12 protein-coding genes are annotated in these 12625 nt (G+C 61.6%); 5 read left to right on the top strand and 7 right to left on the bottom strand.

Going from position 1 to position 12625, the window contains the following annotated elements; translation table 11 throughout:
- Positions 1-14: 14 nt before the first annotated feature.
- On the bottom strand, positions 15-836 hold the full coding sequence (locus tag AOT83_RS04330; protein WP_030094969.1) for an alpha/beta hydrolase: 822 nt from the start codon (positions 834-836) through the stop codon (positions 15-17).
- A gap of 72 nt (positions 837-908) precedes the next feature.
- A complete protein-coding gene (locus AOT83_RS04325; RefSeq protein WP_109394439.1) occupies positions 909-2660 on the bottom strand; it encodes an alpha/beta-hydrolase family protein in 1752 nt (583 codons plus the stop codon).
- A gap of 263 nt (positions 2661-2923) precedes the next feature.
- Here AOT83_RS04325 and AOT83_RS04320 point away from each other — a divergent pair, with 263 nt between their 5' ends.
- Complete coding sequence (locus AOT83_RS04320) at positions 2924-3664, top strand: TetR family transcriptional regulator (protein ID WP_030094967.1); 741 nt, start codon at positions 2924-2926, stop codon at positions 3662-3664.
- A 7-nt stretch (positions 3665-3671) separates the two neighbouring features.
- Here AOT83_RS04320 and AOT83_RS04315 read toward each other — a convergent pair whose 3' ends face one another.
- A complete protein-coding gene (locus AOT83_RS04315) occupies positions 3672-4367 on the bottom strand; it encodes a sensor domain-containing protein (protein WP_057965098.1) in 696 nt (231 codons plus the stop codon).
- A gap of 134 nt (positions 4368-4501) precedes the next feature.
- Here AOT83_RS04315 and AOT83_RS04310 point away from each other — a divergent pair, with 134 nt between their 5' ends.
- Positions 4502-4957, top strand: a complete 456-nt coding sequence (locus AOT83_RS04310) for a MaoC family dehydratase (protein ID WP_057965099.1) — start codon at positions 4502-4504, stop codon at positions 4955-4957.
- Positions 4958-4975: 18 nt separating this feature from the next.
- On the opposite strand, the gene AOT83_RS04305 is transcribed toward AOT83_RS04310, so the two are convergent.
- The 3 genes from AOT83_RS04305 to AOT83_RS04295 form a co-directional block, all read right to left on the bottom strand.
- A complete protein-coding gene (locus AOT83_RS04305) occupies positions 4976-5263 on the bottom strand; it encodes a hypothetical protein (RefSeq protein WP_030094964.1) in 288 nt (95 codons plus the stop codon).
- A gap of 168 nt (positions 5264-5431) precedes the next feature.
- Positions 5432-6100 carry a hypothetical protein gene (locus tag AOT83_RS04300; protein ID WP_131726916.1) on the bottom strand — a complete coding sequence of 223 codons (669 nt, stop codon included), beginning with the start codon at positions 6098-6100 and terminating at the stop codon, positions 5432-5434.
- 247 nt (positions 6101-6347) lie between these two features.
- Complete coding sequence (locus AOT83_RS04295; protein ID WP_057965100.1) at positions 6348-7058, bottom strand: nitroreductase family protein; 711 nt, start codon at positions 7056-7058, stop codon at positions 6348-6350.
- Between the two features lie 404 nt (positions 7059-7462).
- Between AOT83_RS04295 and AOT83_RS04285 the strand changes: the two genes are divergently transcribed.
- On the top strand, positions 7463-8212 hold the full coding sequence (locus AOT83_RS04285; protein ID WP_044104298.1) for a TetR/AcrR family transcriptional regulator: 750 nt from the start codon (positions 7463-7465) through the stop codon (positions 8210-8212).
- A gap of 152 nt (positions 8213-8364) precedes the next feature.
- Here AOT83_RS04285 and AOT83_RS04280 read toward each other — a convergent pair whose 3' ends face one another.
- The gene (locus AOT83_RS04280; RefSeq protein ID WP_030094959.1) at positions 8365-9036 is read right to left on the bottom strand and encodes a TetR family transcriptional regulator; all 672 of its coding nucleotides are present in this window, start codon (positions 9034-9036) and stop codon (positions 8365-8367) included.
- Positions 9037-9244: 208 nt separating this feature from the next.
- On the opposite strand from AOT83_RS04280, the gene AOT83_RS04275 reads away from it, so the two are divergent.
- Together AOT83_RS04275 and AOT83_RS04270 are read left to right on the top strand one after the other, a co-directional pair.
- Complete coding sequence (locus AOT83_RS04275; RefSeq protein ID WP_044104581.1) at positions 9245-9730, top strand: MmpS family transport accessory protein; 486 nt, start codon at positions 9245-9247, stop codon at positions 9728-9730.
- Positions 9727-12546, top strand: a complete 2820-nt coding sequence (locus AOT83_RS04270) for an RND family transporter (RefSeq protein ID WP_057965101.1) — start codon at positions 9727-9729, stop codon at positions 12544-12546. The genes AOT83_RS04275 and AOT83_RS04270 overlap by 4 nt, the downstream gene beginning before the upstream one ends.
- Positions 12547-12625: the final 79 nt, after the last annotated feature.

Below are 12625 nucleotides of genomic sequence, written 5' to 3'. Positions count from 1 at the left end.
ACGACACAGAGGGTCTATGCCCCCGCCATCCGAAATACCTCGTCGGCGATCAATCGCGGTTCGGTGAGGACTATCTGATGCCCGGATTTGCGGGCCACGACGTGGCGCGCTCCCAGCCGATGCGCGGTTAATTGGTGGGCAGCGTTCAGCTCCGACCGCGTCTCCTCGTTGAGAAACTCGGCGCGGGCTCCCGATATGACGGTGACAGGGATGCCGTTGACCATCGGCGGGTTATCACGCAACCCCGTCAGCCCTGCCACAAAGCGCCGGTCCTCCTCGTTGGCGGCCCGCCCGGCCCGCCACGTGAGATCTTCGGCCGTCATATCGTCGACGACATCGCGCGGCATCCGCGGCATCATGCGGCGGACGATGTGCGACAGCAGACCCACCCGCCCCAGCGCATCGAGCGCCGCGCGATGCATGGTGCCGAGGATCTGGAGGCCGAGTGAGGTCGGCCGGAAGTACGAATCCAGGTTCTCGTCGGAGTGATCGACGAGAATGATCCCCGCGATGCGTGACGGATCGGCAGCGGTCGACGCCAGTGCGATGGTTCCGCCGTAACTGTGGCCGACCAGGATGTACGGACCCGAACCGAGCGCCGTCAGCAGTGCATCCAGGTCCCCGGTGATGCGCTCCAGTGTGCGCGGTTGATCATCGTCGTCGCTGCGCCCCAAGTTCGCACGGTCATACACCACTGACCGAAAACGCTGGGCGACAAGGGGTTGCACAAGCCCCCATGCCGACCGCGAAAATCCCATTCCCGACTCGAAGACCACTGTCGGGTCACCGGTTCCGGCGACCATGTAATGCAACGCACGCCCGTCGGCGGTGCTCACGTAGTTGCTCGACCCCAGGGTGTGGCTCACCCAGCCCACCGTACGGAACAGCCGCCGCCCAGGCGCGGTCCGCTACTCCCCCGAGCGCAACAGCGGCCGCAGCCGTTCGGTCTTCTCCGGCGTCCAGCCCGGAGGCTGCAGAATCGCCGCCCAGGCATCGGCCACGGCTCTGACGTAGACATGGCCATGCCCGTCGGGAACATCGACCGCCACGGCCATATCGGCGGACACCTGCAAGAAGGTGACAAACGGAATCCACTCCATGCTGGGCAACACGTCGTAGCCGCGAGGTTCGCGCAGCCAGTCGGGCTTGCTCAGGATGAGGTCGGAGTTCCACCACGCGATCGGATCCGACGCGTGCTGCAGATAGACAATGCGCGGGCGACCCCACAGATCGGCGGGCCGTTTGAGATCTTCTGGGCGCGAAGCGAATCGGACGTTTCTTCCGTTGTCGTAAATGGGTAGCACTTCCGGAGAGCCGTCGTCGCGGTTGTGGGTGGCTTCCAGCCACATCGTGTTGTTGAAGGTCGGGCCGGAGAACAGCGCACCGTCGGTGCGGGCCACGATGTTGTTGACCGACAGGAACGGTGCCTCACCGCCGAACGACCCGAGGCTCTCCCCGAACACCACGAGCTTGGGCCGCATCCCCTCTGGCATCGCGCGGACCCGTGCCGAGACGGCTTCGAACAACGCTTGTCCCGCCTGGCGCGCGTTCTCCTTGTCCACCAGGAACGAGAGCCAGCTGGGCAGAAACGAGTACTGCATGCTGACGATGGCGGTGTCGCCGTTGTACATGTACTCGAGGGCGTCTGCCTCGGCTTCATTGATCCAGCCGGTTCCTGTGGTGGTAGCCACCGCGACCACCTTGCGGTGCAGGCCTCCCTCACGTTCCAGCTCACTGGCCGCCAGCTCGGCCGTGGCCTTGATGCTGTCGGCCGATTCCATACCCGCATATGCCCGGATCGGCTCGGTGGCCGGAGCCTTGTTGAACGCCGAGAGCTCTTGTGTGGTGGCACCGCCTCCGATGAAGGCACGCCCCTGGTTACCCAGCGAAGCCCAGGAAACCAACGAGCCCGGCCCACCCGAGCGCAACGCCGTCGTGGGCGCCGGATTGTCCGGGTTCTCCTCGTTGTTCACCGCCGAGAAGGTGTTGTTCAAGAAATCCATCGCGACCCTGACGACGACTCCGTTGATGAGTGCCATCGCAAGAACAACAACCAGTGTGACCGCAACCACAGCCGAGACACGTTTGGGGGCCACACGATTGAGCCGTTCGATGAGAAACAGAATCAGATGGCGGATCTGCTGGCCAATCTCGACCAGGATGAACAAAACGAGGATGGACATCGCAGCGGTCTGCGGGTGCGCCCAGAAACTCAGCCGCGGCACACCCATGAGGTCGCGCACGCGGTCCTGCCAAAAGTGGAACCACACGATCATCAGGGCGGTACCGATGATCCCCACGACGATGAGAATCCACCACGCGATGCGCGGCGCCTTAGGACTCGAATCCTGCGACCGCATGTACCGCACCAACCACACCGCCAGCACACCCAGCGCGTACCCGATAGCACCCGAGCCCCCACTGACCAGCGCCTGGAACAGCGGTCCACGCGGAAGCAACGAAGGAGTCATAGACAGCCAGAGAAAGACCAGGCCCACTGCGGTACCGGTGAAGGTGTACTGCCGCGCCCACCAGTGCCTCTTCCCTGGCTTCTGCACAGCGGTCTCCTCCACCGCCGGTTCCTCTTCGATATCGCTGTCGATATCCCTGTCGATTGCCATCGCCACACCCTTCTCGATGCCGCCAGCTGCGAATGTCAATGGTGCCTGCACGTCGCCGTACCGCACAGAGGTATTACCAGATCGGCGACACGTCGCGGTCGCACTGCGCGGCGCCACCACCACCGGAAACTCCCCCGCGCAAATCTCTGAGGCGGATCGGCCGTCCCTGCCTCAGCGAACTGTGCACGACGGGGAGCCGACCGCCCACCCAGGTCTCTGCGGTATCCTGCCAACTTGCTATCAGGGCGTTTGTCCGTAGGGCGGGGCAGATCGACGCAACGGGGGCACGACGAGGATTACACATGCGACATGCCGGTGTCGGCCGCGAGGCCAGGACGACCAGCACCCAAAGCCCTAAGCGGGAACGACGGCGCCGCGGCTCCATCACCGCCGAGGACATCATCGCCGGAGCATTCGAGCTTGCCGAGGAAATTGGGATCTGTGGGCTGAGCATGCCGCTGCTAGCGAAGCATCTCGATGTCGGTGTGACCAGTATCTACTGGTACTTCCGCAAAAAGGGCGAGCTTCTCGACGCGATGACCGACCGCGCCACCAAGCAGTATCACTTCGCCGCACCCTTCGTTGGCGACGAAACCTGGCAGGACGCCCTGCGCAGTCATACCCGCCGAATGCGGCAGGCGTTCCGGGAACGTCCGGTGCTCGTCGAGCTCATCTTGATGCGCACCAGCGAGCTCAGCGCAGAGGCATTGCAGGCCAGCATTCAAAACCTGGAATCGCTTGTCCAAACCCTGATCGGCGTCGGATTCAGCCCGGATAACGCGTTAGATGTGTACTTCTCGTTGTCGCTGCATATCCGGGGCATCGTGGTGCTTGAGCACATGGACACTGTCATGCCCGCATCCGGCGAGGCTCGCAGCGTGGTGCCCAACGCCTCGCTGGCCCCCACCCTGCATGATCTGGCATCCCGCGGGCATTCGATCGCGACGATCTCTGACGCCAACTTCGACTTCACCGTCGATGCCATCATCGAACGGGCCGAGAACTTGCTCGCCCAGGACATCGCGGCGCGCGAAGCGTCCTGATCGGCGCTCAGACCTTCGAGTTGAGCAGCTCCTCGATCTTCTGGAGTCGCTCGTCCGACAACGCCTTGTTGTCGATCGATCGATCCGCTGAGCAGGTGACCAGCTGCGAGATCACGTTCGCCTTGGCGATCACGGTGAACTCGCAAATCCATTGATCGCCATCCAGATTCGTCGACCAGCGGACCATGTCCGGCGAACCAGCGACCACCGGGCCGGGCGTGACCGTACTGCGTTTCTGATCATCCCCCCAGGCAGCGACCGAAAGCTGACATTTGGAGACGGTGGTGCGCACCGACTCGAGGAATCTCGACGCCTGGAAATCACCGGGGTAGGTAGCCGACACCTCGAGGAGTTGGTGCTGGTTCGGGTACTGGTTATCGGTCTGCGTCCGCGCTTCGCGCCCCGTGTAGTTCGTGGGGAAAAGCGGATGGCGGCCATATCCGACGACCCCCTGGCATTCGGCAGGATCGGCACCGATCCACAGAACCGACTGCATATCGGTCTCGAACAGCGGCTTTCCCGGCGTCACGCTCAACGATTGCGCGGGAGTGAGCAGCTGATCGAGCTGAGCGGGCTGGATGGGTCCCGCCGATACAGATGCCCGATCGGCCGTCGCCTCGCCGTCGACCCCACGTTGGCAGGCCACCACCCCGAGCAGCAACGCGACCACCAGCGGCACCGACCACCTCATGTCGGCAAACATTACCCGCATGTACCGAGCTGCCGGATTTCGGCATTGTCCCGTGGCAGGCATGCGATCTCGGGTAAGAAGGGTCCAGCCGGCATGAGAAGTCGGTAATGCGATCAGGCACCACGACCCGAAAAGGAGTGCGCGGTATGTCCACCAAGCTGGCGACACCACAGGAGCTGCTGTCCCTGGGCAGAGTCGAATTGGGTACCAGCAGTTGGGTTCAGATCACCCAGGAGCAGGTCAACGAGTTCGCGGATGCGACAGGTGACAGGCAGTGGATTCACACCGATACCGAACGCGCCAAGGCCGGCCCGTTCGGCGGGACCATCGTGCACGGATACCTCACGCTCGCACTCGCCCCGGCATTCCTGGACGAGGTGCTTGAGATCGCGTCATATGACGCCGTGCTCAACTACGGCGTGAACAAAGTGCGGTTCCCCGCGCCCCTGCACGTGGGAGCACGGGTGCGCGGCCATGTCACGTTACTGTCAGCCAAGTTGCGCGATAAGGGCACCGTCGAGGCGACGTATGGCATCAAGTACGAGATCGACGGCAAGGACCGGCCGCCCTGCGCCGCCGAAAGCGTTTACCTGTACCAGTAGTCACGCCTGCACTGGTTTTCACAAACCGTCGACCGCGCGAATCGCCAGCCCGACACATGTGGCCGCCAGCACTCGAGTCAATGCCGGCAGGAAATCCATATTCCAGTTGGGCGACAAGACATCGTCCCCGATGGCTTCGGCCAGAGCCATGCGGTCGTAGTCCCATGGGTTGTTGGTAGCGCCGTAGTCAAAATCTGGAATACAGACCGAGTTGATCACTTTGCCGTCCCGCCCAATAAGGGCGATCGCCTCTTCGACCAGTTCTATTGATGTCACCTCACCCGCACGCATCGCGGCGCCGAGCACCTCAGTCGACTGAAAACTCCACTCCGTGAATCAGGCCCCATCGTTTAGTGGCAGAACAAACCAGACGGTTGCGTCGCGATAGCTTCGCTGTCCCGCGTCGCTGCCTGCTCTGTGACCGTTACCGCGGAGCGCCTACGGCGTTATGGCCTATGAACGCGGCATCACCGGTCAGCTTTCGAACGGCGCCAACGCAATTGAGCGGGTCATCCCGTAGCGGTCGAGTAATCCGAAACGGCCCTTGGGAACTGCGATAGCTTCGTTCTTCACCAGCTTTTGGGCTTGGCGTTTGAAGTCGGCTTCACGCGGGTGGCGCTGCAAAACGTTCTCGATGTTGCGGGGCGCGATGTCCCACGCGCGTATTCCCACGACATCAACCATCGCTCCGTGTTGCACGTAATAGGCAATCGCGCCGTCATGTTCGATCGTCGCTCCAGGCGTTTCATGCCCGCAGATTCCATCGGCGATCAGGTCCGCCGAAAGGGGATCTAGCTCAGCGTTCCGGGCGCACTCCAACGCGCGGTCCGCTCCTCGGATAACGAAGTCCTCCCCTGGCACAGGAACCGCGATACCCCAGTCGTGTACCAGAGCAGCGCAGTAAAACAACTCGCGGTCAAGCGGGGCGCGGTCTACCGCAGCCAGCGCGAGGCCATAAATCCAGGCCCGATATGAATGGCCGATAAGCAGCTCGGGCTGCTCGGCGCACGCCGCCTCCACCTCGCGTGCGAGCCGCGAATCTGGTGGCACGAACTCGCGCACATCAATATCCTCGGCGCCCGCCGGCAGCTTGCCCTGCGCCAACCGCATCCGTCCCGCGACAACTTGGGCTGTTTGTCGCATGACGGCGATGCTGAGCTTGAAGCGCTCTGCACGCGTCAAGGTACCTCGCGTTCGTCTCGTCCATTCCAAGCCTCCGAGACGCCGAAAATCAGGTGTCGTCACAATACTCCTTAAAAAAGTTGGTCAGTTGACGGAAAATTCGTCGCACCGCGGGTGCGCCTTACCTCGTTGAGGTCGTTTTTCACAACCAATCTTTCTGTCATAGAACGAGATACGGATCACTACGCTGCTTCAGCAAGGTGCAGGTTTATCGTGCGGGGCCATGTGTGTTCCAGTGGATGACGCCATCGGTGCCGCGTCCGGCGGAGGGAAAGTCGGTGCCACCAAGGGGATAACCCACGGGGAAAGTGCCCACGGGGTGGTGGTCGGGGGCCATGCCTAGCAAGTCGCGAACCCGCGCGACGCACTCTGGGGTGTTGAGCAAGTATGACGTCCAGGCCGAGACAAGCCCTCGAGCGCGCAGGGCGAGATGGAAGCTCCACGCCGCAGGCAGGATCGAACTGAGCAGCATAGTTGGGCCGTTGATTTCGGTGTCGGGAATCTCGTCCAGTGGGACTGGATTCTGAAGTGCCACAACGACGATGACTGGGATTCGGTCGAGGTTCTCTACCAGGCGCTGCACGCCAGAGATCCTGGTCTCTAGCCTGCTCGTCGCGCCGATCGATTCAACCATCTCGCGATAGGCAGCCACAGCGTCACCGCGATACTTGGGCGACGCAGACTGCAGTTCCTCTTCTTGCTGAACCTTTTTGAGCCGGACTTTGACCTCGGGGTCATCGACGACATACCAGTGCCAGCGGGGCAGGTCATCGGCAGTAGGGGCCTGCACCGCAACGCTGATGGCATCCTCGATGATTTCCCGGCCGACCGGACGGTCGAGGTCGAGTCTTTTTCGGACCACACGCGTGGTCGTCAGTACATAGTCGACTGCCCCCTGATTTAGGTGATCACTGTTCACATAAGAACTATCACTCATAAATAGATATGCGTGCACTGTGATGTCTGTTACGCCATACAGGGACGCATCAAAGGTGGCCAAACCGCTGTGGAGATATGGCTTTGAGCCCGCAACCTTCAGTGCCGCAGGAGCAAGAGTCCAGAACCGTCCCTGCTCACGGGTATGCTGGACCTCCGTGAGTTGTCGCCAGATATCGCGGTGGTGGCTGCCAAGCGGGCCAAAACGTTAATGCTGGACACGATCCTGAGGCACGTGACGGCGGCTGATGTATACGACGTCTCTGTGATATCGCAGGGGGAGAGGGCTCTGGAGCGCACTAGGGCCCGAATAGGATTTATCAAGCTGACTTCTTCGGCGCTCGCACTGCTTGCGACGCACTCTCCACATCAGTTGGGGTATGACCAATGAGTTCGACGCCGCCAAGAAGCGCGAACCCTCCTGCGACTAGGCGCGCTCGGCTGCGTCAGCAGACGCTCGACGAAATCAAATCTCTAGCCCGGCAACAGCTAGCTAGCTCTGGGACCGGAGGGCTGTCTCTGCGCGGAATTGCCAGGCAGATGGGGATGGCGCCAGGTGCACTCTTTCGTTACTTCGAGACACAGTCGGCGTTGATCACTGCACTATGCATCGACGCGTTCAATGAGCTCGCGGATTCGATGATGCAAGCACAGGAGTACGTCTCCACTGACCCTCGGGCGCAGACACGCGCGGTCTGCGAAGCCTATCGCCAGTGGGCTTTAGCTCATTCCGGAGACTTTGCACTCATTGCCGGAACTCCTATCCCGGGCTATCGGGCCGAGCCGCTTGATACCGGGCCCGCCGCAGTACGCCCGATCCTGATATTCAGCGCCGCCTACCTCCAGGCCATTGAAGCTGGAGCAGCCACAACGGCTCAAACCGCAATACGCCCAGTGGCCCCCGGCCCGCTGCTACTAAAGCTCTACACCAACGCGGACGCGGCAGACCCGGTCATGGTCGGAGTCGTCCTAACAGCATGGACCTCCCTCACTGGGTTCCTAACCAGCGAGATCTTCGGAACGTTGGGCCAGCTCGTCAAGGACGTTGACACGCTGTTCGAGGATGAGGTGACAACGATCATGCACGGCATGGGCTTTCACCATGCGACGAACAGCGAAGGACTGACCGGCCCCTGAGACCAGCGGGTCAGTTCCCGCCGGTCGAGTTGTTTGAGACGGCACCCGCCAATTCGAGGATGTCGATCGACCCGAACAGCGCGCGCATGCTGACTATGACCTCGCCACATGTATCTGGATCCGTAACGCCATGCCTCAGAGGAGCTCCCTCGTTAACGACCGTCGACCGCGCGAATCGCCAGCCCGACACATGTGGCCGCCAGCACTCGAGTCAATGCTGGCAGGAAATCCATATTCCAGTTGGGCGACAAGACATCGTCCCCGATGGCTTCGGCGACTTTCTTTGGGGGGTGGGCATTTTGCCAAAACATGGCCGCAAGGGAACATGCGGCGGCGATAGCGTCAAAAGCCGACTCCTCGTCGAATAGCCGACATGCCCGCTGAATCGCCTGTGCCACCGAGCGGACCGACTCGTACGCGACCCGTCTGAACGCGGCGACCTGCTCCACCTCAACCTCGCGTTCCAAGTGCAGCGGCAGATTCACCTGGAGATCGCAGAACAATGGATCGCGGGCGAAATGCTCTGCCATGATCGTCGCGATCTGCGCCGGAGGCACTTGATCGGTCGCGTCCAGCGAATCGCAAACCCCTGTCGCCCAACGTCGCCAGCCTTCCTCTCCCAGTAAGAGAAGCACCTCCTTGAACGAGGTGTAATAGCGGCGCACCGCCGAGTGGTGGATACCCGCCCGGTCAGCCATCGCCGTCAACGTCACCGACGCGACACCGGTCTCGGATGCCAACGACCTCGCGGCGTCAAGCAGCGCAGATGCACGTTCCTGCTTCTGCTCCTCGCTGCGCGCACGCTGAAACGACGTCTTGGACACCGCTCGACCATAACGCCAAGCCGTCGGATAACGCACAGCCTGTGTGTTGCGTGTCCACCCGGCAGCCTGTACGTTGCAATAACGCACAGGCTCTGCGTTATTTTCGAGCCTCACGGCTTCGCTCGCCAGACGAAGGGATTGGGATCATCGACGTATCAAAAAGGAGATGGGCATCGTTGGCGATTGCGACTGGTGGCCTTGGGATTTCATGCCGGAAGAATCTGATGTCGCGGGCGGTACGAGCGTGCTGACCAAGGGCGCGGGCCTGGTACTGCGGCGGGCATGGATTCCTCTCCTCATCGTGGTCGTTCTCGCACTGGGAGGGTTGGTGGTCTATCGGGCACGCGGAATCTTCGGCACGAACAACGAGATCACCAGGCCGGGCGCGGGCCTGGCCGAAGACGCTGAGCCGTTCAATCCCAAAACCGTTACCTACGAGGTCTTCGGAAAGGAAGGCGCCGTGGCGACCATCAACTACCTCGACCTTCAGGCCAACCCACAGATTGTTCGCGACGCCCCACTTCCCTGGTCTGTCAGGCTCACAACCACCGCCACATCGGCTACCGCCACCGTGGTGGCGCAAGGGGACGGGGACAACATCAGCTGCCGCGTCGTTGTCAACGACCAGGTCAAGGCGGAGAACACATCTCAGGGTGTAAACGCCCAGACCTTCTGCCTAGTGAAGTCCGCATGAGCGACCACCAGACCGATAGACACCCGGTCATTCCCCGGATCCTCCGCGTATTCTGTGTGCCGGTGCTGCTGGGCTGGCTGGCATTGACCGTCATCCTGAACGTCGTTGTGCCCCAATTGGAAGTGGTCGGCGAAAAGCAGTCGGTGTCCCTGACTCCCGACGACGCGCCGTCACTTCAAGCCATGAAGCTCATCGGCAACGTCTTCAAAGAGTCGGACTCCAACAGCTCGGCAATGATTGTCCTGGAGGGGGACAACCCCCTCGGGATCGAGGCCCATAAGTATTACGACGGTCTGGTCACGAAACTCGAAGCAGACACCAAGCATGTCCAGCACGTGCAGAACTTCTGGGGCGATCCCCTGACGTCCGCCGGTGTGCAGAGTGCAGATGGCAAGGCTGCCTATGTGCAGCTTTATCTTGCCGGCAACCAGGGCGAGGCGTTGGCCAACGAGTCGGCTCAGGCGGTGAAAGACGCAGTGGCAGCCGCTTCTCCGCCAGCCGGATTGAAGGTTTATGTCACCGGGCAGGCGGCGCTACTCTCCGATCAGCAGCGCGTCGGCGACAAGAGCCTGCAGCTGGTCACCGCGGTGACCATTGGGGTCATCGTGGTGACGTTGCTCCTCGTGTACCGCTCGATCGTCGCCGTTGCCACCACCATTGTGTTGGTCCTACTCGAGCTGGCCGCCGCGCGAGGCATAGTGGCGTTCCTCGGCTACCACGGCGTGATCGGGCTCTCGACCTTCGCGGTCAATCTGCTCACCCTGCTCGCGATCGCCGCGGCCACCGACTACGTGATCTTCCTCCTTGGGCGTTACCACGAAGCGCGTCAAGCCGGCGAGGACCGCGAAACCGCCTTCTACACCATGTACCGGGGCACCTCGCACGTAATCCTGGGCTCGGGCCTGACCGTTGCCGGAGCGACACTCTGCCTCAGTTTCACTCGCTTGCCCTATTTCCAGACCATGGGTGTGCCCTTGGCGATCGGGATGCTCGCGGTCACCATGGCCGCGCTCACCTTGGCGCCGGCGGTGATCGCGGCGGCAAGCCGCTTCGGACTGCTGGACCCCAAGCGCACGTTGAGCACTCACGGCTGGCGCCGAGTGGGTACTGCCATCGTGCGCTGGCCCGGCCCGATCCTGGCGGTGTCCATCGTGGTGGCACTGATCGGGTTGCTGGCGCTACCTACCTACAAGACCAGCTATGACGACCGCAAGTACATGCCGACCGATATGGAAGCTAACGCGGGTTACGCCGCGATAGAACGTCACATGTCCCCTGCCCGCTTGAATCCGGAATTACTGATGGTACAAGCGAATCGCGACCTGCGTAACTCTGCGGACATGCTCATCGTCGAACGGATCGCGAGAGCCGTGTTCCATCTGCCGGGCATCGCCCGGGTGCAGACCATCACCCGGCCACTGGGCACCCCGATCGAGCACACTTCGATTCCGTACCAGCTCGGCAACCAAGGCAGCGAACAGCTGACTCGGTCATATTCGAAGGACCGCACTGCAGACCTCCTGGCCCAGGCCGATGGCATCTCCCAGGGAATCGACCGTCTGCGCCAACAGGTGGCACTTCAGCAGCAGACCGCTGCCACGCAGGCCGAGCAGAACAAAGCTTATGCCGCGATGACGCCGCTAATGAACGGTCTGCGTGACAAGATCGCCAACCTCGACGACATTCTGCGACCAATACGCAACTACTTCTATTGGGAGCCACACTGTTTCGACATCCCCTTTTGCGCCGCACTTCGAGGACTATTCGATGCCATCGACAGTATCGACGATCTCACCGACCAGATGGGGGGCATCACGGCCAGCATGGACAAGCTCAATGCCGTTCAGCGCCAGCTGGATGCGCTGACTCCCCCTCAAATACCCAGCCAGCAAGCAGATCTCGAACGAGCGCTGACCAACTACGCAACCCAAAGGGGGCAACAGCAACTGCAGGACGCCCAACAACAGAACTCGAACGCGATGGGCCGCGCATTCGACGAATCCAAGAATGACGACTCGTTCTACCTACCGCCCGAGGTGTTCGACAATCCTGAATTCAAACGGGGCCTGAAAATGTTCGTCTCACCCGACGGCACAGCCGTGCGCTTCATTATCTCCCACCAAGGCGACCCCGCCACCCCCGAGGGCATCTCACGCATCTCCCAGATCAAGGACGCCGCCTTCGAAGCCATCAAGGGCACACCGCTGGAAACCTCGAAGATCTACTTAGGGGGCACCGCGGCAACCTACAAAGACATGAAGGAAGGCTCGACCTACGACCTAATCATCGCCGCCGTTTCAGCGCTCTGCCTGATCTTCATCATCATGCTGATCATCACGCGCGCAGCCATGGCCGCCTTGGTGATCGTGGGCACCGTCTTGCTTTCACTCGCCGCATCATTCGGACTGTCGGTCCTGCTGTGGCAACACGTCATTGGGCTCGAACTACATTGGATGATCCTAGGGATGTCGGTGATCATCCTGTTGGCGGTGGGATCTGACTACAACCTGCTTCTGGTGTCCCGCTTCCTTGAGGAACGTGCGGCGGGGTTGAAGACAGGCATCATCCGGTCGATGGGCGGCACCGGCAGCGTGGTGACCTCCGCCGGTCTGGTGTTCGCCTTCACGATGATGTCATTCGCGATCAGTGACCTACGGGTCATGGCCCAGGTCGGTACCACCATCGGGCTCGGCCTGCTCTTCGACACCTTGATAGTGCGCTCGTTCATGACGCCGGCCATAGCCGCACTGATGGGACGCTGGTTCTGGTGGCCGCAGAACGTGCGTGCCCGTCCACCCTCCCCCCTTCGGCGGTGAACGGTGGTCGGGCACTCCCCAGACAAATGCCCGGCCACCGCACCCGAGCATATTACCGCACAAACTGTGCGTTATTAGC

The organism is Mycobacteroides sp. H001 (genome assembly GCF_001440005.1).
Classification (GTDB): domain Bacteria; phylum Actinomycetota; class Actinomycetes; order Mycobacteriales; family Mycobacteriaceae; genus Mycobacterium; species Mycobacterium gwanakae.
This window is presented reverse-complemented; position numbering and strand designations above follow the sequence as displayed.

Bases quoted from the DNA above. Each gene is read 5' to 3' on its own strand.
- AOT83_RS04275 (WP_044104581.1), top strand. From the start codon at position 9,245: ATGCCGGAAGAATCTGATGTCGCGGGCGGTACGAGCGTGCTGACCAAG.
- AOT83_RS04300 (WP_131726916.1), bottom strand. From the start codon at position 6,100: ATGCGACAAACAGCCCAAGTTGTCGCGGGACGGATGCGGTTGGCGCAG.
- AOT83_RS04270 (WP_057965101.1), top strand. From the start codon at position 9,727: ATGAGCGACCACCAGACCGATAGACACCCGGTCATTCCCCGGATCCTC.
- AOT83_RS04315 (WP_057965098.1), bottom strand. From the start codon at position 4,367: ATGTTTGCCGACATGAGGTGGTCGGTGCCGCTGGTGGTCGCGTTGCTG.
- AOT83_RS04320 (WP_030094967.1), top strand. From the start codon at position 2,924: ATGCGACATGCCGGTGTCGGCCGCGAGGCCAGGACGACCAGCACCCAA.
- AOT83_RS04285 (WP_044104298.1), top strand. From the start codon at position 7,463: ATGAGTTCGACGCCGCCAAGAAGCGCGAACCCTCCTGCGACTAGGCGC.
- AOT83_RS04310 (WP_057965099.1), top strand. From the start codon at position 4,502: ATGTCCACCAAGCTGGCGACACCACAGGAGCTGCTGTCCCTGGGCAGA.